The organism is Paenibacillus algorifonticola, from assembly GCF_000971975.1.
Taxonomy (GTDB): Bacteria; Bacillota; Bacilli; order Paenibacillales; family Paenibacillaceae; genus Pristimantibacillus; species Pristimantibacillus algorifonticola.
Window position 1 is genome coordinate 60,516 of the sequence record NZ_LAQO01000017.1, and the last position, 25,177, is coordinate 85,692.

The following is a 25,177-nucleotide window of genomic DNA, read 5'->3' on the forward strand; positions in this document are numbered from 1 at the left end:
GTCACCTTCAAGCAAAATTTATGCAAATTGAAGTTGCCACGCGGCGGCGGTGAGCCAGACGTTTGTTCCGTACTTGATTATTTATATTTCAGAACGAAAGGTTTTACCGAGCTGATTACCTAGACCGAAATAATGACGAAAATTATAGATGAGGGAACTCCATTTTTCAGGATCGATATGATTACCTTCCATGATAATTTCTTTGTGAGCATGTACATGCAAAGCTTGTGTCTCAATAATTGCAAAGTTAGGGGAATGATCAGGAATTCGAATGTTTTTTACTCTTGCTTCAATTTGTAGGGGACATTCCATAATTCGAGTAGGTTTTACCGCCTTAGACTCAATAGGAGTTAATCCACTAATAGCATATTTGTCTTTTTGATAGGCACATCCATATTTTTTCTTATTTTCTGGAACGGGATTTTTCCCTGTGTAAGGGGCTAGTTGTTCAACATTCTCCCAAAGAGAAGGACTCGGAATATTAATTACACACTCAGGAAGTTGTTCTAAATTTTCAATTGCTTTCCCCTCAAGACCAATTCCTAATACAATACAGTCTCCTAATGCCCACGATGATGAAATAGGGCTAATATTTACTGTTCCATCTTCATTCCATGTATTTAGCAAAATCACAGGAGTTCCATAATATAGAATTTTAGGTTGGATCGTTTCTATTTGGGGAATCTGTTTCGTATTTTTCATTGTATTTCTCCTCCTATTTTTACGTTCTCTCTAATTGTATAATGTAAATAGTTCAATTATCATCGAAGTATGGATTGCAAAGTGGAGGTCAAAATGAAAGCAAATTCGAATGTGGCTATAATCGCTTCTCTTGTGAGTGAAACTTCTCGCGCAGCAATATTAACTGTCTTATTAGACGGGAGATTTCATGCAGCAAGTGAGTTAGCATATAGGGTAGGAATCCAACCTCAAACGGCAAGTTTCCATTTAGCAAAAATGGTCAATGCGAATGTAGTTGCCGTTGAAAAACAAGGGAGGCATCGATACTACGGAATTCAAAATCAAGAAGTTGCCCAGGTTATGGAATCCTTATTATCAATCGCTCCCCCAGTTGAAATTAAGTCTTTAAAACAAGCTTCAGAAGATAAAGCGCTGCGTTACGCAAGGACATGTTATGATCATCTCGCAGGGAGCTTAGGGGTGCAATTAACAAATACATTCCTTAGAATGGATGTTCTGCGTGAAGAAAAGGAAGGGTTTACTGTTACTGAAAATGGGAAGAAGTTCTTTACAAGCTTTCAAATTGACTTTGAAAATGTTAAGAACAAACGCCGCTCCTTTTCACACAAATGCCTGGATTGGAGTGAAAGACGCCACCACCTTGCTGGAGCATTAGGAAATGCCCTTCTGGAGAGGCTTTTAGAGCTAAATTGGGTGCAGCGTCTACCAGAAACACGAGCGATAAAAATGACTACTGAGGGTAAAATAGGCTTTAAAGAAGTATTTTCATTGGATACCTGAGGACATACAAAGTTGAATAATTTAAATCAGCTGTGGTAATTACAAAAATATGCCGTTACAGATAAATAGACGAAAAGCAATAAGCACAGTCCTATGGGGATTAGGCTTATTGCTTTTTGCATTATTTTAGAGTCGAGCAAGACTCTAAGCGAATAAATATTTCATTCCGAGGTCTATGCCGATGATGTCTTTATCAAATTATCTTAATGATTACATGATGATTTTGATCGTTAAGGTACAAGAAGAGGAACATAACCCCGACTATCCCACGGAACCTCTTCGTTCTTTCCGAGACCAAAGTCCAGTAATGAATTGAACCTAAGACAGATATGGAAAAGGTAATTTTTAGTTAAAGTAGGTTGCAGGGGATAACATTGGAAACTATAACGGCCCTAGCGAAGAGGATATTAGCTGAATAGAGCAGGTTTGATAATGAAAAATATTTATGCTGGGGTATTCAATTAACATATAGGCGGGGTGCATTTATGGAACTAATCATTGAAAGTGTAAGCAAGAAATATAAGGGGGATTTTTATGGGCTTCGGGACTTATCCCTGGAGATAAAAACAGGCGTCTTGGGCTTGTTAGGTCCGAATGGTGCTGGGAAATCGACATTGATGAGAATTTTATCAACCATTACTCGGCCGACAGGGGGAAAGGTGAGCTGGAACGGCATCGATATTACGAAAGATCCCAATGCTGTACGACGCATTTTAGGCTATTTGCCACAAGATTTTGGCGTATACCCTCATTTAAATGCAGTTGAGTTTTTAGAATATTTAGCAGCGATCAGAGGGTTGGATTATAAAATCGCAAGAAAAAGAATCGACGAGCTGCTGCATTTGGTTAATCTGCATGAGGTCCGCAAAAAACCGCTGAATGGTTTTTCAGGCGGGATGAGACAACGAGTAGGCATAGCACAGGCGTTACTGAATGATCCCAAGCTATTAATCGTTGATGAGCCAACGGTTGGACTTGATCCTGAGGAACGTATTCGGTTTCGGAACCTTCTGTCCGAATTATCTGGGGAACGTATAGTTATTTTATCAACCCATATCGTATCGGACATCGAAGCAACCGCAACCGATATCGCAATTGTAAATCAAGGACGAAATGTCATACAGGCAGCTCCGAGCGAATTATTGGCAGCGACGGCGGGAAAAGTGTGGGAGTGGCTGATACCGAGTCATACATGGATGGAGGTGCGCAAACAATTGCTAGTCAGCAGCACCATCCAAAGCAGTGAAGGGGTGCGTGTAAGGGTTATTGCCGATACTCAGCCTTCAGCGGAGAGCCGCGTGGTTTTGCCGACTTTAGAGGATGCCTATTTGTATTACATTTCGGCAAACAAGCAGGGGGCAACAGCATGACCTCGCTTCGTATTCTCTTTCATATGATGAAAGCTGACTATTTCGAAAGGGTTCGAAGCTACAGCTTTTTGATTACAGTGCTGCTATCGATTTTTTTCGTGTATAAGTACATTCCTTCAAGTGATGAAAATTACGTAACCTTATCGTTACAATCTATACGCGGCCTATATAACTCCGCATGGGTCGGTAGTGGAATCGCGGTATTAGCATCTATGCTATTAAGTCTTCCGGCGTTCTTTCTAGTGAAAAATGCGATAGAACGAGATGTGCAGACTGGGGTGGGACAAATCATCGCGACGACCCCGATTACCAGGTGGATGTACACCATGGGTAAAATGTGGAGCAACTTCGTTTTCTTGATGTCTATCGTTGCCGTATTAATGGTATCTGCGCTTGCCATGCAACTGATTAGAGGGGAAGATTATGCGGTTGATTTTGCAGCATTATGGCTTCCATTTATGTATTCGACATTGCCAACGATGGCTTTGGTGGCTTCAATTGCGATCTTTTTTGAAGCCGTACCTTGGTTGCGTAAGGGATTGGGCAATTTAATATATTTTATGATATGGATCTTTTCGCTGATTTTTTCGACTAAGGCAACTCATTCCAACCAGGATATGTTCGGAATCTCACCGATTATTACCAAGATGTCGAGCGAGGCGATTGAAAGGATTCCTAATAGCCATGGGGGCCATGTCTCGGGGATAAGCCCCTTGAAGGGCGACTTGCTAACCTACGACTGGAACGGCGTACATTGGACGATACAGATGTTTTTAGAACGGTATACATGGTTAGCCGTGGCAGTAATTATTGTAACAATGGCCTCATTCTTTTTTCACCGGTTTGATTTAACACGTTTCGCTAAAATAAATAAAACAAGCAAGCCCAATGAAGCTGGAAATGCAGAGCCTCACAGTAAGCCTGTATATAGGAATGACACGGAAATAAAGTTAACTCCTTATGCGAATACAAAGTGGCAATCGAACGATTTCAAAACATTAGCCCTGGAACTGCGTCTTATGCTCAAAGGGCAACGTTTGTGGTGGTACTTGGTGGCATTGGTAATGATCGTATTAGGTTTAGTATTGCCGATGAAATCTGTAGTAGCGTATGTTGTACCTTTTACTTGGGTGTGGCCTGTTCTCATTTGGTCGACAATGGGTACAAATGAAACGTATTACCGTACCCAGCCATTAATTTTTACAGCCATGCATCCCGTTCGGAATCCATTTATCGGATTGTGGCTGGCTGGAATTATTGTTGCTTATTTGACGGGCAGCGGGGCACTCATTCATTTTCTTATTGCGGGTGAATGGGAAAGCTTAACGGCCATGGTCGTTGGCGGATTGTTTATACCTACACTAGCTGTGGCTTTAGGCATATGGTCGGGGAATGGCAAGCTGTTTCAAGTGGTATTTATGCTGCTGTGGTATATGGGTCCCTTGAACAAGTGGGAGGCTTTGGATTTTATGGGGTCAACACCGCAAGCTCTGGACCGAGGGGTATATATGTATTACCTGCTAGCCACCATTATTTTGCTGATGCTGGCCGTCATTGGAAGAGTGCGTCAAGCGAAAATGTATAGTTAATATTAGTTGAAGCGTCGAAGCACAATGGTGTGTCTTTGACGCTCATTCAAGCCAAACGATCAGCCGCAAAGCAATCGTCATCATTTTATTGAGGGTGAAAATTGCGACAACTGGTATTTAGTGAAAAATGATTATGTAAGTAACCAAATAAAAAAGGTGATAGGATAGTAGTAGATTAAATGAACGAAGAGCGATTGTTCAGAATGGCATATATTTTCCTGCAATGCTGTTCAGATAAATAGAGAAAAAGCAAAAAGCAATAAGCACAGTCCCATGGGGAATGGCTTATTGCTTTTTGCTTTGCATGGTATTAGAGGGTATCTATCTATTTAAGCTATCTAGCAATGTCTTAACTTGCTGGTTCAAATTGAGCGTATTCAGAATGACGGTCAGAGCTTCGGCACGTGTAGAAGCGCCTTTTGGCTCAAAGGAATCGCTATTTTTGCCGATGATAATGCCAGCCTGTGCCGCCTCTCGAATCTGATCGGATGCATAAGAGTCAGATACATCGGCAAAAGTCCCTTTGGACGAATCCTTCGTCACGTTTGCGAAATTGACGATTCGAGCCAGTATGACAACCATCTCTTCACGGGAGATCGTGTTGTCGGGGCGGAACGTTTGGTCTTCATAACCGTTCAGGATACCGGCATTTGACAGCTTCTCGATCTCTTCCTTCGCCCAATGGCCGGATACATCCTTCATTACTGTCGCGTCCTTGCTGCCGTTTTGGATATCAAACACACGGGAAATGATTGCTGCGAACTCGGCTCGGGTAATCGGAGCATTCGGTTTGATTGTATGATCTTCATAACCCTTGATAACATTAAGCTGCGCGAACAAGCTAAGGGTCTTCTCCGCCCAGTGACCTGTCGTATCGCTAAACTCTGCCTTCACTGGCGTTTGGAGTGCATTTTGCACTAGGGTCGTAATATTTTTCACGACATTATGATCTGATTGCACGACGTCACTACGGAAAATATCAAGAGCATCGGGTTTCTTCTCAGGCTCCTTTATCGGGTCTTTCGTCTCGACTGCTGGACTAGTGCTGCCTCCCCCTCCCGATGGTGCTTGAGGAATGACAGCGTTGGAGGCGGTTGATGCTGCCTCACCAACGGCATTGATCGCTTTTACAGTAAACGTATACGATACACCATTTTGAAGACCGGTAACCGTAATCGGACTGCTTGTCCCGCGAGTAATGCTAGTTTCGGGTGAAGATGATACTTCATACCCTGTAATGGCGGAGCCTCCATTGCTGGCAGGTACATCGAAACGGATGACGGCTTGTTGATTTCCGCCTGTGGCCACAATGTTCAACGGTGCCGTTGGGATTGTCATCGGCGTTGCACTAACCTGATTGGATCCTTCGCTGTCGCCTCCTGGATTGGTAGCCATTACCACAAAATAATAAGTGGAGCCGTTGGTGAGACCTGTAGCGTCGTAGCTATATACGGAACCTGAAACGGTATCCAGCAAGCTGCCTTGTGTAGAAGAAGCTAGGCTTTTATAAATTTTATACCCTGTCGCTCCTTCTACTGGGTCCCATGATAGCGTGACTTTCTCGTTAAAGGCTGTAGGTACTTTTAGGACCGGAGCGCCGGGAGCTGGCACTTGTGGCGTTGCGCTAACTTGATTTGAGTAGGCACTTTCCAGAGCTCCTTTAACGGCTGTCACTGCATAATAATACGTTGTACCGCTCGTAAGACCGGTTATCGTTGCATGATTGTCGGAACTGCTGACTGTTGCTACAACCGACCCGTAAGTATTGGAGGTAACACTTTGGTAAATTTGATAGCTTGTCGCGTCGTTAACTGGATTCCAGGAAAGGATTACGGATGTATCTCCTGCCGATGTTCCAATAATTGCTGGAGCCTGTGGTGCGGTACGAACTGTCAAGGATGCAGCGCTTGAGGTTACAGACAAATTGCCAGTACCGGTAACGACGACCCTGTATTGATTGCCATTTAACAAGGAGCTGACTGTACTCAAGGCAAGGGTTGCACTCGTTTGGTCGGAAATATTCTCGAATCCCGTACCGTTATCGATTTGCCATTGGTAGGTCAGATTCGATCCGGTCGCCGTTACGGAGAAGGAACCGTTGCTGCCCTCGTCTACTGTAGTGGATTCAGGCTGAACGGAAATAACGGGAGGCTCCGCAGGCGGCTTGACTACGGCAGTAGGTACCATGAAGGTACCAACCATGAACGGACCAGAACTTAAATTGATCGTTTGAATAACGGTATTGTTGGATGTATCGATGACACTCATAGAACTATCATAATAGTTAATCGAGTAGACGCGGCTGCCATCTCCCAGAGCGCCAACAACAAAAGGTCCAGTTCCCACATTAATCGTGCTGATAACCGTATTGTTTGAGGTGTCAATAACCGATATGGTGTTACTACCTGAGTTTGCCGAATATACGCGACTTCCGTCAGGGGATACCTCGGTAGAGGTAGGGCTTGCACCGACTGCAATAGTAGCTTCCACCGTCTGTGTGTCCAAGTTGACAACGGAGACACTATTAGCAGATTGGTTGGCGACATATAATTTGGTTCCAGCGGGATTGGCCGAAAGACCGTATGGGCCACTACCTACGGCAATTGTCCCAGAGACAATATCTTGTGTTGTGTTTATGATGGACACTTGACTAGATGAGCTTTCTGTTACATATAAGGCCTGATCAACAATAACCATAGCGGTGGGGCTGTTAAACCCGGGAATGGTTTTGACTACGGTCAGCAAATTCGTGTCAATGATGCTGATCGAACCGCCGTTTCCTTGTTCTGCCACATATGCCTTGGTTCCATCAGGGGTAAAGGCAACACCAAGAGGGGAACTGCCCACATTGATGGTCTTTATAACGGTATCTGTCCCAGGATCAATAACCGATACGGTAGCACTACTACGGTTAGTAACAAAAACCTGTGTACCGTTCGGATTGATTGCTGCGCTGTTCGGATTGCGTCCGGCTGTTATTTTTCCCAATTGCACCGTATTATTGGTGAGGTCCACAACATCTATCTTGCCAGTATTAAAGCTGGTGATGTAGGCTTTCTTGAAGACATCATCACCGGTTGTCGATGCTTGAGCAGCTGGACCGCCGGGAAATAAGGATACCAGCATAGCGATAACAAGGGTCATAGACCACGTCTTTCGTAAAAATTTGCTAATCATTGCAAGATTCCTCCTAGAATTAAATAATAAAAGATGAACAGGACTTGCGACATGCCTTTGAAGTAAATTTTCACTTCACTTCACTTCGACTAGATTTAACCATTCATACTTTATCAAAATGTCCTCACAAGATTCTCACAAAACCGCGTTGATTGTCGAAAATAGTAAAAAATAATAGGATATCAGGCTATAGAAACTCAAACAGGAGGCCGCATATGTCTAAAACAATTGTCGATAAATTAAATTTGCTCCAATTTCAGAAAGCTGCCGTATTAGACAAGCCTGAGGATGACGATAGTTTATCGGGGCTGGCGGACTATGACACCGAGTTGACGGACAGCGGTTATGATTTGATTTTTGCATATGTGCTCAATATGGACGCGTTGCAAAAGCTCGTCAAAAAAGTGCTTGATCATAACTATTTAAATAAAGGCGGCTATTTGTTCGCTGCATATCCGAAAAAGGGTAATAAAGTGTATCCCGAATATATTCACCGAGACAGCCTTTTTGAAGGGCTTGGGGCAGATGAGGACGGATATATGGGGACGAGCAGCATGAAATTTGCACGAATGGTAGGCTTAAACGAGGTGTTTACCGTTGTTGGCTTCAAGTTAGAGGCACGGAAGAAAAAGGATGCATCATCAAAGCCGAGTCAGCGCGTAGCCGATTATGTATCGAATATCCCCGATGTGAAAAAAGCTTTGCAGCATATGCCGGAGGCTCTTGCTTTTTACCAATCGCTTGCTCCTGGTTACCAGAAGGATTGGGCTCGTTATGTTTACAGTGCCGCACAAGAAGAAACAAGAGCAAAGCGAAGGGAAGAAATGAAAAAGCTTTTAGCTGAAGGGTATAAAAGTATAGATATTTATCGAAGAGATAAACGAGAGACGGAATAAGGTTGAGCTTACAAGTACGGGCGGCTTTTAACGATAAATCGGAAATTGCTTGGGCGAAATAAGGGTGGCAACCAGAGGTTGCGGGCACTGCAACCAACGCGGTCTTTACTTTGGCAGGGGGATCAGCAAATAATGACGTATAGAAAACGGAAGGGTTGCTGCTGAAATATGGTTTTTGGAGACAAGTTAAAATCGGCAAGAAAACAAATGGGATGGTCTCAAGAGGAATTAGCAGCAAAGCTTTTTGTTAGTCGACAGTCGGTCTTGAAATGGGAAAATGGCCAGAACTATCCGAGCATCGAAGTCATTATTAACATAAGCGACCTCTTTGGTTTAACTATTGATGAGCTATTAAAAAGCGATGAGGAGCTGACCAAGAAAGTGATAAGAGACAGTAAACAATTGGCCTATCCCAAATCGAAGTTCATATTTGACGTATTGGTGGCAGCAGGTATTATTCTACTGATAACCAAACTGGGCGTCCTTTTTTTGAACAAAGTAATGTCTTGGGATATGGCTTTGTTCGGCGGAACGTTCTTTTGGAACTTTGGCCCGTTAATTCTAATGGTCATCGGTGGAATAGGTTCCGGTATTATGAAGGAGAAATATAAAAAAGACTAGGGTGTATGCAAATTGGAGACGGACTGAGGTTCCGCTATTCTGGCTTTTGCTCCGATTTCAGGCCGTAAGCGGACAGGAAATCCGTTATTGCTCTCATTATCCCGTCAAAATGGCGATGGGCAGTGCATTAGCGGCTCCTAAGTCCGCAGCCTGTGCCATAACCCGTGATTCTGTTGAAATAGCGGCTGCTGTGTCCACCAAATCTATCTTTGTGCAGGGAGCGGACCCATGAAACGAAAAGCATGAAACTGCCTATCGGTACGTAGGTTCACATCCTTGATCAACGCAGCCAATGAGGCTGCGTTTTTAGTTATAGCCTTCATCGCAAGCAGCTTCCGCTTACTGCTGGCTCATTAACTTTTTTGATTCTAGATAAAGGACTTGAATAAATTTTTTGGTGTTTTGTCTGATCATGCTCATGGAATCAGAATCTTCATTCTCCAGGTCCTTCATCCGTTTGCGGATATCGCTCAAATCAAAAAACTTGGTCGAGTATTGCTCGAACTTTGGATTCGAATAATCCATTAATCCGAGGGAGGCCAAGTGGGTGAGCGCTTGATTCACCGTCCGCCGTACCCGCTGTTCGGCGGCTTTGACCTCTTTTTTTAAGTCGGGTTCAGAAGCGGTGGGGCCTAATTTTTTCAAGGCGAGCTGCTTGTAGGTTTCCTGAAGCGGAGGGAAGCCCTGCTCCAATGGATGCTCGCTATCATAACGGAATAAATAATCGAGCATTTCCAGCAGGTCTTTACAGCCAGCTTCGCCGATCAAACCGAGGTCCGATAGCACGTAGTTTCCGCAAGTGATGATGCTTTTCTCATTGGAAGACGGCTCTTTCTCCGTTAATGTGCCGCCTAAACCTAAGGCGCTAAGCGATTTTTGAATATCCCGAAGCGATTGATGCAGACGAAGCAGCTCGGAAACTTTGCGAATAACAGAAATAAATTCCAAACGATTTATCGGTTTGGTGATGTAATGTTCAATTCCGAAGGAATAGGCCCTGCCTATCATGTCCTTCGACTCCACTTGAGAAAGCATGACGATTTTCCCTTTGAAGCCGCTGTAAATCTCTCGAACGGTTTCTATGCCGTCACGAACGGGCATTAGCAAATCGATCAGAACGATATCTACTTGCTTGAGGTCGAGCAAAGTGTTATCAACATGCGCCCCGTCTTCGGCTTCACCCACAACACTTCCTAAATCCTCATCCTCGATCATTTGCTCCAGCATGGAGCGTACCGCCGGATCGTCATCGATAATAAAGAAACGCATCGTCCTACTCCTCCTTTCCTATTTGACCAACGGGCAATTTGATTGTGAAAATGGTGCTTAACTCATCGCTGCCGGCTTCAACTTGGACGGTTCCGAGCAGACGTTCTGTCTCTTGCTTGACATAAGCTAGGCCGATACCTGTAGAAGGGTTGCCCGTTTCATCGTATTTTGTAGTAAATCCGGGCATGAAGATTTTCTCCCGATGCTTGGGCGCAATACCCGGACCATTATCGGCTACTGTGAAAACGACAGCCTCCTTTTCCCGTTTAACCTCGATTCGGATATAGCCCGGTTCATTTAGTGCTTCAACGGCATTGACGACCAGATTATTGAGCAAAGACAGCGTAACGTATACATGGCACAAGGGAAAGACACCCTCCGTGTGCAGTGAGAAATCGATCTTCTTGCCAAGTGAGCGGGCATATTTTTTATTGGATCGGAGAACGATATCAGCTAATGCTTCCACCCGCATATAGTCGCTTTCGTGCGATATTAAGCCGGACAGTCCGGCATAAATGCGTTGATTGTCCTTTTTGATATCGTGAACCTGCCCAGAGATCCGCAGAGCCTGTTGGGCTAGCTCTTCAAGTGGTACAGCTTGACCATTTTTTAGCGATTGATAAAGTCCGTAGCTGTCTCGGGCGATATTTTCCGCGTTGTGCAGCGTTTTCTTCAACTGAATGGATTCCTCATACAGCTCCGAGATCAGCAGGAGCATCTTCTCGTTTTCCTTGCGAGTCAGCTCCTCGGTCGCTTTCGACTGTCTCAATTTAACTAAATTGAAAAAGCCAAGCACGAAGAAGCTCCGAAAAATAGCAATGAGCAAAATCTGATTCCAGGTGGAGAAGCTGGTCATTTGCTCCGTAATCGAATAGCGCAGAAGCAGCTCTGCCAACGTTGCGGCGATTTCAATCGTTACGCCTAATAATCCGAGCAGAAGCGGCCGGTTATGGTAGCGGTTCATTCGAACGGCTTTGAATGCTAATGCGTAGGTCAAATAATAAAAGAAAACCGGATAGTGGTACTGAAAAGCGGCTTCCCAGCTCCAAAGCGGCCCTATGGCGACCTCGAGTCCCGTACGAAAAAAAGTAACTGCTGCGCCAACAAGCAAGCCGGAGACAAGTGGAGAGGGTGATCTGAGCCAGAGCAGGAAGAGGAAAAAGGTTGGCGTACCCAGACTTACCCGAAAATCATTGTGAAACGGGTAAAAATTCAATTCACCCGCGATAGGAACTGAAATGACCATCAGCATGAATAGGAACCATTTTTCTTTCAATGCAGAGATACAGCTCCTTTCTTACATAACGTAACAGTCATTCGACATCTTTTGCCATTTTCCTTTCGTTGAATGATTTCTTTTTGCCTCCTCATTATGCCGAAATTTATAAATTCTTATAACCAATATGTAGATTCAAATAGATTTCTGTAGCTTGCCTGTACAATGAGACCATTCAAAGCTATTACCGAAGTCATGATAAATGAAAGCGCTTAATAATCTTCTACAGAAAAGGGGAAGCAGGATGAAAAAATTTGGTTTGGCTTTTCAAATTTTAGTCGGCCTTATATTAGGGGTGGCTGTAGGGGCCATTTTTTATGGCAACCCGACCGTCGAAAGCTACTTGAAGCCGGCGGGAGACATTTTCATACGATTGATCAAGATGATTGTCGTTCCGATTGTCGTTTCCTCTCTGGTTGTCGGAATAGCGGGTGTAGGAGATATTAAAAAGCTCGGCAGGCTTGGTGGGAAAACGATTCTTTATTTTGAAATCGTGACGACGGCAGCTATTGTTTTTGGCCTGCTCGTCGCGAACCTCTTTCAGCCCGGGGCCGGGGTTAATATGGCTGGACTAGCTAAATCGGACATTACGAAATATGTGGAAGCGACTGAAAAGGTGACCAGCCATAGCTTTATGGATACCTTTGTCAATATTGTTCCGAAAAACATTTTTGAATCCTTAGTAGCTGGTGATATGCTCGCCATCATATTCTTCTCGGTATTTTTAGGCTTGGGTATTGCCGCCATTGGTGAAAAAGGGAAGCCGGTCCTGGCTTTTTTCCAAGGTCTCGCCGAATCGATGTTTTGGGTAACGAACCAGATCATGAAGTTTGCTCCGATTGGCGTCTTTGGATTAATTGGTATGACGGTATCCAAATTTGGCATCGCCTCCCTGCTTCCTTTAGGGAAATTGGTACTGGCCGTGTATGTTGGAATGTTCCTGTTCGTGGTGCTTATTCTAGGTCTGATCGCGAAGCTGTGTGGGACCAGTCTGATGGCATTTGTACGGATATTAAAGGATGAACTCATATTAGCTTACTCGACAGCAAGTTCTGAAACTGCTCTTCCTAAGATGATGGAAAAAATGGAGAAGTTCGGTGTGCCGAAAGCGATCACCTCTTTTGTCGTACCAACCGGATATTCGTTCAATTTGGATGGGTCCACCTTATATCAAGCGATAACCGCAATGTTTATTGCGCAAATGTACGGTATCCATATGCCGATCAGCTCTCAAATTATGTTGGTGTTTGTTTTGATGCTAACTTCGAAGGGAATTGCCGGGGTGCCGGGCGCTTCGTTCGTCGTTCTGCTAGCCACTCTTGGGTCTGTAGGCATTCCGCTCGAAGGTCTTGCTTTTATCGCGGGTATTGACCGCATTCTGGATATGGCCCGGACCGTCGTCAATGTTATCGGCAATTCCATCGCTACGGTTGTAATGGCGAAATGGGAGAAACAATATGATCAAGATAAAGGGCAACAATATTTAGAGTCGATCAAAAAGGGTTCATAAGATCATAACAAGGGGGAACGTCCAATGTCAGCTCATTTTAGAATCGAAAAAGATTTTCTTGGCTCCAAAGAAGTACCCGAGGACGCCTATTATGGCATTCAAACGATGCGTGCAGTAGAAAACTTTCCAATTACCGGCTACCGCATTCATGAAGAGCTGATACGTGCGATGGCAATCGTTAAACATGCGGCGGTTGCAGCGAACATGGAGATTAGACAGCTGAACCCGGAAACCGGAAAGGCTATTATGCAAGCAGCGCAGGAAGTGATGGACGGTAAATGGCATGAGCAATTTATCGTTGACCCGATACAGGGTGGAGCTGGCACGTCCCTTAACATGAATGCCAACGAGGTCATCGCCAATAGGGCGATCGAGATACTAGGAGGAACCAAAGGCGATTATTTTAAAGTAAGCCCCAATACGCATGTAAATATGTCCCAGTCGACCAACGATGCCTTTCCGACGGCCATTCATATTGCAACGCTCGTTTTGATTGAGAAGCTGCTTGTGACGATGGAGGAAATGCTAGCTGCGTTTCGAAAAAAAGCCGTGCAGTTCGACGGGATTATCAAGATGGGACGAACGCATCTTCAGGATGGCGTGCCGATCCGTCTGGGGCAGGAGTTTGAGGCATACAGCCGTGTTCTGGAACGTGATATTAAAAGGATCAAGCAAACCCGCGGCCATTTGTACGAAGTCAATATGGGAGCAACGGCTGTCGGAACTGGCTTAAATGCCGATCCCCGTTATATAAAGCGGGTCGTTGAATCGCTTGCCGAGCTTAGCGGACTGCCGCTTACCAATGCAGAACACTTGGTCGACGCTACACAAAATACGGATGCTTATACGGAGGTGTCCGCTGCGCTCAAAGTATGCATGATCAACATGTCCAAAATCGCCAACGACTTGCGCTTGATGGCTTCCGGGCCGCGTGCCGGATTCGGGGAATTGAATTTGCCTGCCCGCCAGCCGGGCTCGTCCATTATGCCGGGCAAGGTCAATCCGGTCATGGCAGAGGTCGTCAATCAGGTGGCATTCCAGGTCATAGGCAATGACCATACGATTTGTTTGGCCTCTGAAGCCGGGCAGCTTGAGCTTAACGTCATGGAGCCTGTGCTTGTATTTAATTTGCTTCAGTCTCTCAGCATGATGAATCAAGTATTCAAAGTCTTTAGAGCCCATTGCTTGGAAGAAATCGAAGCGAATGTGGAGCGCTGCAAAGAGTATGTGGAGAAAAGCGTCGGGGTCATCACTGCGCTCAACCCGCATCTTGGCTATGAGGTTGTAGCCCGAATTGCGCGCGAAGCGATTTTGACAGGCCGTCCGGTTCGTGAGCTATGCCTGCTATACAATGTGTTAACGGAAGAGGAGCTCCAAATCATTCTCGATCCGTATGAGATGACGAACCCGGGAATCGCGGGAGTGGAGCTTTTGGACAAAAACTAAAAAAGGAATTTTTAGAATCAGATTTACCAAAAAGGAGAGAGCGAGATGTCCGTAACAAGCGGTGCCAGCACCTATATGATATTTCGACTGCAAATTGATAAAGAACTAACTTCGCTTGGCGATATCGCCGCTGCGATTGAAAGGACAAGCGGGGATATCGTGGGGATTGACGTCATCTCGTCGAGCCGTGCGAGCACCGTCCGCGATATCACCGTTAACGTATCCGATCAGGCGCACAGCAAGCTGATCGTCGAATCGCTTCAAAAGCTGCAAGGCGTTAAAGTCATTCATGTGTCGGACCGGACTTTCCTGGTGCACTTGGGTGGGAAAATTGAGATCACCTCCAAAATACCGGTGAAAAACCGTGATGATTTATCACGGGTATATACCCCCGGTGTTGCGCAAGTTTGTACAGCGATTGCGGAACAGCCGAATAAGGCCTACTCGCTGACGATCAAACGCAATACGATCGCCGTAGTATCCGACGGGACGGCCGTACTCGGGCTTGGCGACATCGGGCCGATGGCGGCCATGCCGGTGATGGAAGGCAAGGCCATGCTGTTCAAAGAATTCGCTGGTGTGGACGCCTTTCCGATATGCCTGGATACGAAGGACACCGATGAAATTATCCGCATCGTAAAGGCAATCGCTCCGGCATTCGGAGGCATCAATTTGGAAGACATTTCGTCACCGCGCTGCTTTGAAATCGAGGAGCGTTTGAAGCGGGAATTGGACATCCCCGTGTTTCACGACGACCAACACGGAACGGCTGTCGTCATCCTGGCCGGGCTGCTCAATGCGCTCAAAATCACAGGCAAGCAAATGTCGGATATTAAAGTCGTTGTGAACGGCATCGGCGCAGCGGGCATTGCTTGCTCGAAGATGCTTCTAGCCGCAGGCGTGCGTAATTTGATCGGTGTGGACCGCGAGGGCGCTATTCATCGGAACAAGCATTATGACAATCCTCATTGGACGGCGTTTGCCCAGTTAACGAATCCGAATCTGGAAACAGGCAGCTTGCCTGAAGTGATCAAGGATGCGGATGTATTTATCGGCGTATCGGCTCCGAATATTCTCAAGGTTGATGACGTCCAGTCCATGGCGAAAGATCCAATCGTCTTTGCAATGGCGAACCCGATACCGGAGATCGATCCGGAGTTGGCCGAGCCTTACGTTAGGGTTATGGCGACAGGGCGGTCTGACAAGCCGAACCAAATCAATAATGTGCTTTGCTTTCCGGGTATTTTCCGCGGCGCCTTGGACTGCAGGGCGAGTGAAATCAATGAAGCAATGAAGCTTGCAGCCGCTCAGGCCATCGCATCCGTTGTGACGGATGAAGAATTGAACGAAACGTATATTATCCCGAGCGTATTCAACCAGAAGGTAGTGGAAAAGGTAAGAGAGGCAGTGATAGAAGCGGCCTATCGTACTGGGGTTGCCCGAAAAAGACTAAGAGATTCAAATAAAGAGTGAATTCGGTCACCTTGACGGTGATTCATACAAGCAGTTATCACAAAGCTTTCCTTTGTGATAGCTGCTTTTTTTCTGTAGAAGCTCGTTCTCATTTTTCGCGGGCATTATTCATGATCTGCCTTACTAGCCATGCTTCTCTTTCATTTTTCTTTCACGGGGATTTGTTAAAATTTCAATTAGAGAATTTTAACCAAAATTTTTAGCATGAAAGAAGGCGTACATATTGTTATTCATTCAATCAAGAAAGATGGTTTACCCTTTTTTAATCCTCGTGCTGCTGATGGGATTGCTTACACCCTATGGACAGAGTACCGCTTATGCAGCACAAGAGGGCATGCGAAGTGTGAAGGGAGTGCAGATTGCCGCAGGCGCCAACCATTCGGTCATGTTAAAAGCGGATGGTACCGTCGTCGCATGGGGTCTCAATAGTGTGGGCCAAGCGAATGTACCGAGAGGTCTTGCTAATGTAATCTCTGTTGCAGCTGGGAGTGAGCATTCACTCGCCCTGAAAGCAGATGGCACAGTTGTCGGATGGGGAAACAATAGCGTAGGCGAAACGACAGTACCGAATGAATTAGCAGCGGGAGGGGTAACTGCCATTGCTGCAGGAGGAGGTTCTTCGCTCGCTTTGAAATCGGATGGTACGGTCGTGGCGTGGGGAGATAATCAATATGGCCATTTGAACGTACCCCCAGCAGCAGAGACCGAAGTGGTCTCAATCGCTGCCGGAAAAGAGTTTTCGCTCGTATTAAAATCGGATGGCACGGTCGTTGCATGGGGCCAGTCTGGCGCAACGAATGTCCCTGCTGGTCTGAGTAACGTAGTGTCAATCGCCGCAGGATCCATTTTTGCAATGGCTTTAAAAGCGGATGGCACGATCGTCGCATGGGGAAACAACGCTAGTGGTCAAACGATAATACCAACTGGAGCGGCAGATGGTGAAGTAGTATCGATCTCTGCAAGCAGGTCGACTGCAATGGCCCTGAAAGCGGATGGGACTGTTGTTGCATGGGGAGGAAATGATACCGGTCAGACGGATGTGCCTGCGGGACTGAATGATGTGGTCGCGATTGCTAGCGGCTGGTTTCATTCACTCGCCCTGAAAGCAGATGGCACAGTCGTCGCGTGGGGAAGCAACAATAATCGTCAGAAGGACGTTCCGGCAGGCCATGCTTCACCCATTAAAGGAAGCAGGATTGCTGCGGGCGGGTCTCATACGCTTGCCTTGAAATCGAATGGAACCCTCTCTGCTTGGGGAGACAATGGCAATGGACAAAGTGCGATACCAGTTGGGCTGGGAAGTGTAGAGTCGATCGCTGGAGGAGCTAATCATTCGCTCGCGCTGAAATCGGACGGCACCGTCGCTGCATGGGGAAGCAACAGCAATGGTCAAAGCGCCGTTCCGGCTGGGCTGGATAATGTAGCATCGATTGCGGCGGGAGCTAATCATTCGCTTGCGCTGAAATCGGATGGCACGGTCACCGCATGGGGAAGCAACACTTATGGAGAAAGCACGGTTCCGATTGGACTAGATGAAGTGATCGCAATTGCCGGAGGAGAATTCCACTCGCTCGCCTTGCAATCGGACCATACGGTCGTCGCTTGGGGAAGAAATAATTACGGTCAAAGCACCGTTCCGGCCGGACTGGACCAAGTCGTGTCCATTGCTGCTGGAGACAGCCATTCGCTAGCCCTGAAATTGGACGGCACTGTAGTTGCTTGGGGAAACAATAATAGTGGCCAAAGAACGGTGCCGGCTGGATTAGAAAATGTCGTGTCCATCGCTGCTGGCGCTGAGCATTCGCTAGCCTTGAAAGCAGACGGAACCGTCGTCGCATGGGGAAGCAATGCTAGCGGCCAGATTAACGTACCAGCTGGACTGGATAATGTCGTATCCATCGCTGCTGGCGCTGAGCATTCACTTGCCTTAAAAGCAGATGGAAGCGTCATTGCCTGGGGGAACGACGATTTTGGTCAAAGCACCGTACCGGGCAAGCTGATCGATTTGAAGCTGCAGGAGGGCGATTTTACAGAAGCCTTTGACGTCACCGTCACGTCCTACACCTATTATTATGACGGGCAGTCTTTGTCCAGTGCCCATATAACGCCAACGATGACAGACCCAGACCAAATCTTGGTGTATGTGAACAATCAGTCGATAACGAGCGGCAGTGCGGCGACCATCAATTTGGCGGGAGCAACAACGGATACGGTCATTCCTGTTCGCGTCGAGCCTTATTTCTTTCCTAACCAAAAGTATACGATTACGTTAGAGATTGATTCAACTCCACCAGAGGTAGAGTTCAGCACTAATGGAGGCTTAATGCCTGCAACAAGCGCATCAAGTAAAGTAACGGTTAGCGACACGCAAAGCGGCGTGGAGCCTTCCTCACTGCTGCTGTATGCATGGACGCAAGGCACAGCTGTTCCAACCGGAGGCTGGACGGCTTTCAGCAACGAGGATACGTTAAGCCAGACCAATGTTGATGGCGACTGGTACTTGCACATTCGAGCCTTAGACAAAGTAGGCAATGTTGTCGATGCTGTATCCAATCCCTTTGTATTGGACAACACGGCACCGACAGTAACCGTATCCAGCTCAGCAAGCCAAACCGTGAATGCCGCTTTTCCGGTGACGATTACCTTCAACGAGAGTGTAATTGGTTTCACAGTGGATGACCTTGCAGTCGTAAACGGTACAGCATCCAATTTGGTTTCCGTGGGCGCATCGACCTACACAGCGACCATTACACCTCTGACGAGCGGTCAAGCTGTGACTGTATCGATTGGTGCGGGAGCAGCAGCAAATGCCGCAGGACTGGATAATACAGCATCCAACACACTCAGCTTGCTGTATAATACGGCGAAACCTGTAGTTGCATTCAGTGGCTTTACCGATCAGCAGTCATTCGTTGTGCCGCCCGCCCAAGTCTCCGTGACTGTCAGTGAATCGGTATATTGGATCAATGGAGGGGCTCCACTCACTTCTGCAAATGCACAGCCTCTGATCAGCATGTCGAAGGACGGACAAGCATTTTCCTCTTATACGACATCATTTGATGAGTCTTTGCTAACGTATACGTTGACGTTTAATGGCACGCTTAACAATGGCTTGTACAGGGTGAATGCGGCTGGGGGCGAAGTGGAAAACGAATATGGAAATGCGCTTGATGCAGCAACCGCAAGCTTTAGCGTAGTGAGTGCAGCAACGTCGCCATCCGTAACGCGTTCTAGCAATGCAAACCTAGCTTACTTAAACGTCTTTGCCGGCGGTAAAGCAGTAGAGCTATCGCCTTTATTTACACCCGGGACTACGGAGTATATAACGAAGACGAATGCAAAAGAAGTCGAGCTGCAATTGGCGCCTGCTCATGCCATGGCAGCGGTTAAGCTGTTGGGAGAACACATAGGAAAGACAACGAACGTTCCTTTAGTAAGGGGTGAAAATGTGTTCGCCATCACGGTTCAAGCCGAGGATGGAACGATAAAAACGTATACGTTAAAAATTAATCGTATTTCCGATAATGGGAATACAGGTTCTGCATGTACATTTGAAGATATTAAAAATCATTGGGCAGCATCGAAGATTTGCGAAGCAGCAGGACTTGGAATCGTGGATGGCATGAGTACTGGCACCTTCGGGCCTAATGGATACGTAACGCGGACGGAGTTTGCTGTAATGCTGCTTCGTACCCTTCAAATTCCAATTAGCAATGAATCGATTGCGATGTCTTTTAGTGATAAGGACAGCATTCCAGCCTGGGCACAACAGGCCATTCAGACAGCAGTAGCTGAGGGCATTCTCGAAGGATATTCCGACGGGACATTGCGGCCGCAGCAAACGGTAAACCGGGCAGAAATGGCTGCAATGGTCTCCCGGGCAATGAAGTGGGAGATTGACTCTCAGGAAGGTGCTTCTTTTACCGATGCTGCGAATATTCCAGCCTGGGCCAAAGCGCATGTTCACAATGCTCGTGTGAATGGGCTTATAGAGGGCCGGGAAGGCAATAGATTCGTGCCAGCTGGACTGACAACTAGAGCGGAAGCCACTGTCGTGCTGCTGCGGCTTTGGAACATTCTTTATTAATCAAATAAATTCTTATTCAATATGCTGCAGTACTCATCCCCCGATGCTGCAGCGCCCATCCCCCGATTTAGAACTAGGATTGGCTGAGTATGTCATTGTTTAATGATATGCTCGGCCAGTCTTTTTTTGATTTTCTATGTATGCTGCGGCTTCAGCCCCTATCCCATGCTGTCGAATAATTGGCTTTTTTGATGAAATATGCAACAACTTATGTTGCGCTCTATGGTTTCGTATTCGTATACTGTATGGAGAGAATAAAAAAAGCTATTATTCTATTTATGTCAAATATAGAGGGACTTTCCTTATGGATTCCACAATAGAGCTCGTCTCTATGATTGCTTCATTGATAATGATGGGGATCATATTATTATCGGAATACGGTTTTAGAAGAGTGCGTGGAGTAGGCTATCTTATCGGCTTGACGGTCTGCCGGTTTATATACTCCGGTGCCATCATTATGGAGCAGAGCCGTTCTTTATTAATGGAAAAGCTGATTTTTCGTAATGTTCAGCATACGATGCTTAATTTAATGGTTCCGTTCTTAGTCTTATTTGTGTATTATTTGATCGGTTCCGACAAGGTAATTAAGCTTCGATGGAAAGTTCTGCTGTTCACGGTATTCGTGTTATGGTCGCTGCTTGTATGGTTCGATCCCGAGCTTCATTTGATTTTTCGCACGATTGAGTTCTATAACGGCCAATTAATAACGACGAGAACCATCTATTCCATTATATTTACTCTCGTTTGTTACAGCATCGTGAGTGTATGTATTTATTTTTTAGTTCATTATGTGCGGAGTATTCGAGATGAATTTCGCAAGCCAGGCATGTGGGTCCTATTTCTAGGGTCATTTCCGTTTGTGCTTGAGATCGTTAAATTTTTGAATCCGGAAATGTCATCATGGCTGTTAAGGCTGTCGGTTTATTGTGGTTTCACAGGCATCATCATGCTGGTCATTGCCATGCGGTATAAGTTTTTCTCTATTGTTCCTTATGCTAGGGATGCCGTGCTCGATACGCTTCAGGAAGGTATATTGATTGCGAATGCTTCAGGAAAGATCATCGACAGCAATAAACAGGCTGTTCAGTGGCTTTCAGAGCTGGGTCATGCCGAGATTTATAACCGGGATATGGCGGAGCTGCTGGCACCATGGCCGCAATGGCAAAAGTTGTGCAAGTCCATGCAGCAGGGCAGTGTAGAAATTGACACTTGGCTCTATGGCGAGAGAAAGATTTATAGTGTGAACGTATATCCGCTGCAAAAGCGGAGCAAACAGACGCAGGGCAGCATATCCCTTATCTTCGATATAACAGAGAAGCAGCGGCATCTAGAGCAGATCGCACAGCTCAACCAGTTGAAGGATCAACTGTTCACGATCGTCTCGCATGATATTCGCAGTCCCCTGGCGTTGCAATTCCAACTGGTTGAGCTTCTAGAAGAGGACAGAGGCAGAATGGAGAGCGATCATCGTGAAATCGTTGAGGCGCTAGGTGGACAGATTCGTAATACGCTCGGCATGGCCAATAATTTGCTGGAGTGGTTCCGCAGCCAGCGGGAAGATATTGTCCTCCGTCCACAACGGCTAGAGTTGTCTGAGGTTGTGGAGGAGTGCATCCATCTGCTGCATATTACTAGCGAGGCTAAACAAATAAATATGCATCACACCATTGCTGCTGAGACTTATGTGTACGCTGATCAGCAGGTGCTTGGCTTAGTGATCCGCAACTTATTATCCAACGCGATTAAGTTTTCTGGACAGGGTGGTTCTGTTCATATAGAGGCCCAGTTATCGGAGGATATGGTGGTTGTTTCAATCCGCGATGACGGAGTCGGGATGGACGAGGAACAGGTTCATAGGCTGCTTAGCGAGCAGCAGTTAAACTCATTGACGGGTACCTTGGGAGAGAAGGGAGCGGGACTTGGGCTGCTTGTTAGCCGGCAGTTTATAAAGCTAAGCGGTGGGGATTTATGGGTGGAAAGTAAGCTAGGGCAAGGAAGCCTATTTCAATTCAGCGTGAGAGGCGGAACAGAGCGATGAAAGTGGTTATCGTTGACGATGAGCCTGCCATGCTGCTCGCTATGAAGCGGTTATTGTCGACTATGGAGGACGTAGAGCTTGTAGGAAGCTTCCAAAATGCTGCTGAGGCGCTGGGCTTCGTTCAGGAAAATGACGTGGAGCTGGCCTTTCTAGATATTAAGATAGCTGGGGATGACGGGTTAGAGCTGGCCCACAGCTTGCGTTCGATTCGTGGTAAGCTAGATATCGTATTTACGACGTCCCATTCTGAATTTGCCATTCAAGCCTACGATGTTTATCCATTGGACTATATGGTTAAGCCGGTTTCCAGAAAGCGCTTAGCCCAGACAATTACACAAGCGGCAAGCAGACAGAACGCTTCTTCCCATCATACGGGGGACCTCACCTCTAATCGACTGTCGGTTCGTGGTTTAGGGTGTTTCGAGGTTAGCAGCAAGCAAGAGGGTACTGTAAGATGGATTTCTAAAAAAAGCATGGAATTATTCGCCTATTTGCTCATTAACCATAGTCGCAGCACGTCTAAAATCCGTATTTTGGAGGATATTTTCCCGGATATGCCTCTTAAGAATGCGGAAACTTATCTCCGTACAGCGGTTTACCAGCTTAGAAAAGTGTTGTCACCGCATGGGTTGAAAGAGGTGGTCATTTCAGCGCAAGAGCAGTATCGTGTTGACTTAGATCAGGCCGATGTTGATTTTATTCAATTTGAGCAGCATGCGAAGGCATTATCCGAAATCAACGCATCCAATGTAGCGATGGCCATAGAGCTGGAGAAACAATTTGCAGGTGATTTGTTTGATGATAAATCTTTTGAGTGGGCAGCTGTGGAACGTGAACGGTTGGCCATTATATATGATTCCTTGGCTAAGCGTCTCGCAAGCTGGCTGCTAGACCAGAAGCGTTTTAGAGAAGCGCAGCAAATAGCGAGAAGAATCGTAGCGCGCAATGAATTTGAAGAAGAGTCAAATCTTCTGCTGCTAAAAATTCTCGGAGCTATGGGAGATCGGCAGTCCATAAGCAGCTATTATGAGCACTATACGCAATTGCTGTTTGATGAGCTGGGCCTGCAGCCTTCAGAGGAATTTCTTCAGATTTATAAATTATACCAGTGATCGCCTCCTCGTATATTGAGGGGGTCTTTTTGTCGAGGGAATACGCAAACACAAAAAAAGAGCTGCTGGAAAACCTCCCAATAGCCCTCTTCTCTCGAAATCCCGCGAAACTATTATGAATAACATACTCAAGCAGGACGGCTGCTCAACTAATGGGCAGCCTCCAACCTGATTGTTATTCATTTTTTACGCTTGCTTTCCCTTATGGCTGTTCAGCCACTTATACGCAGCAACGGCCAGCACCGAGCCGGCAAGCGGGGCGATAAGAAACACCCACACTTGGGATAAGGCCTGGTCGCCGAGCAGCAATGCTGGTCCCAGACTTCTTGCAGGATTGACGGATGTTCCTGTTAAGGCGATGCCAAGAATATGCACAAAAGCGAGCGTCAACCCGATGACAAGGCCTGTTACGTTTCCATTGCCCTCAGTTGCGGTCACACCCAGGATCGTATAAATAAAAACGAAGGTTAAGATGATTTCGACAATGAATGCCATCAGCGCTGTAATCCCGATCCCGTAGCCAGGGCCGAAACCATTCTGACCGAGTCCCGTTGTGGGCATGCCCGAGGAGACGATAATAGCGTACAAAATGGCGGAGCCTGCAATAGCGCCAGCGATTTGTGAAACCACGTACCCGATGAAGTCGGTTCCCGATAATTTACGGCTAATGAGCATGGCGAGTGAAACCGCCGGGTTAATATGACACCCCGATATCGGACCGATGACGTAGGCCATCGCCACAATAGACAGCCCGAATGCTAATGCGATTCCCAAATACCCAAGCTCACCTCCCGCTGTAGCGGCACTGCCGCAGCCAAACAGAACAAGGACGAATGTTCCAATGAATTCGGCAGCATATTTTTTGAATGAAGCGTTCATAACCTTACCTCCCAATGATTAAATATCAGTTTGATTATAAATGAAGCATATTTACAAAAACTGAACAAGGAGAGTTTTTTTTAGAAACGTCGATTTTAAGTGAATATTGAAGCTGATTGCCGACGGTTTGTCGATCAAGTAGATCTTTTTTCGATGATAGGCCCGTTCAGTTGAACCGTATCATGAGTAACGGCAAGCTGGATACATTTTTGAATAGTCTGGATCACTATATCTGGCTCTGTTAGTTGGGGGAAGTGTCCGCTGTGGGAAGCAAGGACATGATGGCCATGCGTGCTTAATTGCACAAGACCTAACTGATTCTTTCTCCGAATTTCCATAACATGCTCAGGCATCATTGGTGGCTTTTTATTGCCCGAAACGACAAAGAGAGGCCTATCGGGAAAAGGGCCGGCCAATTCTATTTGCTGGACGGTCTGCTCCACAAAATGAACCTCATTCCACTTGCGGTGAGGAGATAAAAAATCAAAGATTGCCAGCAATCGATTGATCCCTCGGATGAATGCATTTTGGGTATCATTGATGATTAGATCCTGCGGATGACTGGAGTCTAGCAGCACTACACCTGCTACTTGGTCGGGGAAGAGACGGGCAAATAAGTTGGCGTATAACCCTCCTAAGGAATGCCCGACAAGAATATAAGGAGGAGGAAGCTCTATATCGGCAAGCACTTGTACAAGTGAAGCTACGATCTCATTTCCGTGCTGAGGACTATGGGGTTTATCACTGCCGCTAACTCCTAGTCGGTTATATGCAAAAACGGAAGTTTCTTGAGCTGTCTCATGAAATACTTTGTACCAACCCTCAATTGGTCCGCTACCGCCATTAATAAAAATGACAGCTGGGGAGCCTTGCCCGGATTGTGCGTATTCAAAGGTTCCATGTATCGTCTGGATTTTTTTCTTCGTTATAGGCTTCATTTTTCACCTCTAAT

The 25,177-nt window shown here is 46.2% G+C and carries 17 protein-coding genes; 11 read left to right on the top strand and 6 right to left on the bottom strand.

The genetic code is table 11. The features are described 5' to 3' along the window. Positions 1–81 precede the first annotated feature (81 nt). Positions 82–702, bottom strand: a complete 621-nt coding sequence (locus tag WH37_RS21450) for a flavin reductase family protein (RefSeq protein ID WP_046232689.1) — start codon at positions 700–702, stop codon at positions 82–84. A 93-nt stretch (positions 703–795) separates the two neighbouring features. On the opposite strand from WH37_RS21450, the gene WH37_RS21455 reads away from it, so the two are divergent. The 3 genes from WH37_RS21455 to WH37_RS21465 all read left to right on the top strand — a co-directional run bounded on the left by WH37_RS21455 (position 796) and on the right by WH37_RS21465 (position 4,441). After that, positions 796–1,482, top strand: coding sequence for an ArsR/SmtB family transcription factor (locus tag WH37_RS21455; RefSeq protein WP_046232690.1), 687 nt, complete (start codon positions 796–798; stop codon positions 1,480–1,482). A 485-nt stretch (positions 1,483–1,967) separates the two neighbouring features. After that, entirely contained in the window at positions 1,968–2,852 is an 885-nt protein-coding gene (locus WH37_RS21460; RefSeq protein ID WP_046232691.1) for an ABC transporter ATP-binding protein, read from the top strand. Then, a complete protein-coding gene (locus WH37_RS21465) occupies positions 2,849–4,441 on the top strand; it encodes an ABC transporter permease (RefSeq protein ID WP_046232692.1) in 1,593 nt (530 codons plus the stop codon). Before WH37_RS21460 ends, WH37_RS21465 begins: the two co-directional genes overlap by 4 nt. Before the next feature lie 321 nt (positions 4,442–4,762). On the opposite strand, the gene WH37_RS21470 is transcribed toward WH37_RS21465, so the two are convergent. Beyond that, a complete protein-coding gene (locus WH37_RS21470) occupies positions 4,763–7,618 on the bottom strand; it encodes an S-layer homology domain-containing protein (protein ID WP_046232693.1) in 2,856 nt (951 codons plus the stop codon). A 215-nt stretch (positions 7,619–7,833) separates the two neighbouring features. Here WH37_RS21470 and WH37_RS21475 point away from each other — a divergent pair, with 215 nt between their 5' ends. Together WH37_RS21475 and WH37_RS21480 are read left to right on the top strand one after the other, a co-directional pair. After that, positions 7,834–8,514 carry a YdeI/OmpD-associated family protein gene (locus WH37_RS21475; RefSeq protein ID WP_046232694.1) on the top strand — a complete coding sequence of 227 codons (681 nt, stop codon included), beginning with the start codon at positions 7,834–7,836 and terminating at the stop codon, positions 8,512–8,514. 168 nt (positions 8,515–8,682) lie between these two features. After that, on the top strand, positions 8,683–9,135 hold the full coding sequence (locus WH37_RS21480; protein ID WP_046232695.1) for a helix-turn-helix domain-containing protein: 453 nt from the start codon (positions 8,683–8,685) through the stop codon (positions 9,133–9,135). 339 nt (positions 9,136–9,474) lie between these two features. Here the strand turns inward: WH37_RS21480 and WH37_RS21490 are convergent, their stop codons facing one another. Both WH37_RS21490 and WH37_RS21495 read right to left on the bottom strand, forming a co-directional pair. Further along, the gene (locus tag WH37_RS21490) at positions 9,475–10,404 is read right to left on the bottom strand and encodes a DNA-binding domain-containing protein (RefSeq protein WP_046232697.1); all 930 of its coding nucleotides are present in this window, start codon (positions 10,402–10,404) and stop codon (positions 9,475–9,477) included. A 4-nt stretch (positions 10,405–10,408) separates the two neighbouring features. Continuing rightward, complete coding sequence (locus WH37_RS21495) at positions 10,409–11,680, bottom strand: sensor histidine kinase (RefSeq protein WP_231594310.1); 1,272 nt, start codon at positions 11,678–11,680, stop codon at positions 10,409–10,411. Positions 11,681–11,924: 244 nt separating this feature from the next. Here WH37_RS21495 and WH37_RS21500 point away from each other — a divergent pair, with 244 nt between their 5' ends. The 6 genes from WH37_RS21500 to WH37_RS21525 all read left to right on the top strand — a co-directional run bounded on the left by WH37_RS21500 (position 11,925) and on the right by WH37_RS21525 (position 23,346). Next, positions 11,925–13,190, top strand: coding sequence for a cation:dicarboxylate symporter family transporter (locus WH37_RS21500; RefSeq protein WP_046232698.1), 1,266 nt, complete (start codon positions 11,925–11,927; stop codon positions 13,188–13,190). A 24-nt stretch (positions 13,191–13,214) separates the two neighbouring features. Next, entirely contained in the window at positions 13,215–14,636 is a 1,422-nt protein-coding gene (aspA, locus tag WH37_RS21505) for an aspartate ammonia-lyase (protein ID WP_046232699.1), read from the top strand. A 45-nt stretch (positions 14,637–14,681) separates the two neighbouring features. Then, the gene (locus WH37_RS21510; RefSeq protein WP_046232700.1) at positions 14,682–16,109 is read left to right on the top strand and encodes an NAD-dependent malic enzyme; all 1,428 of its coding nucleotides are present in this window, start codon (positions 14,682–14,684) and stop codon (positions 16,107–16,109) included. Between the two features lie 223 nt (positions 16,110–16,332). Further along, the gene (locus WH37_RS33860; protein ID WP_052737126.1) at positions 16,333–20,196 is read left to right on the top strand and encodes an S-layer homology domain-containing protein; all 3,864 of its coding nucleotides are present in this window, start codon (positions 16,333–16,335) and stop codon (positions 20,194–20,196) included. Between the two features lie 304 nt (positions 20,197–20,500). Beyond that, complete coding sequence (locus tag WH37_RS21520) at positions 20,501–22,234, top strand: sensor histidine kinase (protein ID WP_046232701.1); 1,734 nt, start codon at positions 20,501–20,503, stop codon at positions 22,232–22,234. Further along, positions 22,231–23,346, top strand: a complete 1,116-nt coding sequence (locus WH37_RS21525) for a response regulator (protein ID WP_046232702.1) — start codon at positions 22,231–22,233, stop codon at positions 23,344–23,346. The genes WH37_RS21520 and WH37_RS21525 overlap by 4 nt, the downstream gene beginning before the upstream one ends. Before the next feature lie 186 nt (positions 23,347–23,532). Here the strand turns inward: WH37_RS21525 and WH37_RS21530 are convergent, their stop codons facing one another. Together WH37_RS21530 and WH37_RS21535 are read right to left on the bottom strand one after the other, a co-directional pair. Continuing rightward, the gene (locus WH37_RS21530; protein WP_046232703.1) at positions 23,533–24,225 is read right to left on the bottom strand and encodes an MIP/aquaporin family protein; all 693 of its coding nucleotides are present in this window, start codon (positions 24,223–24,225) and stop codon (positions 23,533–23,535) included. Between the two features lie 134 nt (positions 24,226–24,359). After that, positions 24,360–25,163, bottom strand: coding sequence for an alpha/beta fold hydrolase (locus WH37_RS21535; RefSeq protein WP_046232704.1), 804 nt, complete (start codon positions 25,161–25,163; stop codon positions 24,360–24,362). Positions 25,164–25,177 lie beyond the last annotated feature (14 nt).

What these genes read in the sequence shown, in the direction of transcription:
- WH37_RS21450 (WP_046232689.1), bottom strand. Translation starts at nt 702, where the DNA reads ATGAAAAATACGAAACAGATTCCCCAAATAGAAACGATCCAACCTAAA.
- WH37_RS21455 (WP_046232690.1), top strand. Translation starts at nt 796, where the DNA reads ATGAAAGCAAATTCGAATGTGGCTATAATCGCTTCTCTTGTGAGTGAA.
- WH37_RS21460 (WP_046232691.1), top strand. Translation starts at nt 1,968, where the DNA reads ATGGAACTAATCATTGAAAGTGTAAGCAAGAAATATAAGGGGGATTTT.
- WH37_RS21465 (WP_046232692.1), top strand. Translation starts at nt 2,849, where the DNA reads ATGACCTCGCTTCGTATTCTCTTTCATATGATGAAAGCTGACTATTTC.
- WH37_RS21470 (WP_046232693.1), bottom strand. Translation starts at nt 7,618, where the DNA reads ATGATTAGCAAATTTTTACGAAAGACGTGGTCTATGACCCTTGTTATC.
- WH37_RS21475 (WP_046232694.1), top strand. Translation starts at nt 7,834, where the DNA reads ATGTCTAAAACAATTGTCGATAAATTAAATTTGCTCCAATTTCAGAAA.
- WH37_RS21480 (WP_046232695.1), top strand. Translation starts at nt 8,683, where the DNA reads ATGGTTTTTGGAGACAAGTTAAAATCGGCAAGAAAACAAATGGGATGG.
- WH37_RS21490 (WP_046232697.1), bottom strand. Translation starts at nt 10,404, where the DNA reads ATGCGTTTCTTTATTATCGATGACGATCCGGCGGTACGCTCCATGCTG.
- WH37_RS21500 (WP_046232698.1), top strand. Translation starts at nt 11,925, where the DNA reads ATGAAAAAATTTGGTTTGGCTTTTCAAATTTTAGTCGGCCTTATATTA.
- aspA (WP_046232699.1), top strand. Translation starts at nt 13,215, where the DNA reads ATGTCAGCTCATTTTAGAATCGAAAAAGATTTTCTTGGCTCCAAAGAA.
- WH37_RS21510 (WP_046232700.1), top strand. Translation starts at nt 14,682, where the DNA reads ATGTCCGTAACAAGCGGTGCCAGCACCTATATGATATTTCGACTGCAA.
- WH37_RS21520 (WP_046232701.1), top strand. Translation starts at nt 20,501, where the DNA reads ATGGATTCCACAATAGAGCTCGTCTCTATGATTGCTTCATTGATAATG.
- WH37_RS21525 (WP_046232702.1), top strand. Translation starts at nt 22,231, where the DNA reads ATGAAAGTGGTTATCGTTGACGATGAGCCTGCCATGCTGCTCGCTATG.
- WH37_RS21530 (WP_046232703.1), bottom strand. Translation starts at nt 24,225, where the DNA reads ATGAACGCTTCATTCAAAAAATATGCTGCCGAATTCATTGGAACATTC.
- WH37_RS21535 (WP_046232704.1), bottom strand. Translation starts at nt 25,163, where the DNA reads ATGAAGCCTATAACGAAGAAAAAAATCCAGACGATACATGGAACCTTT.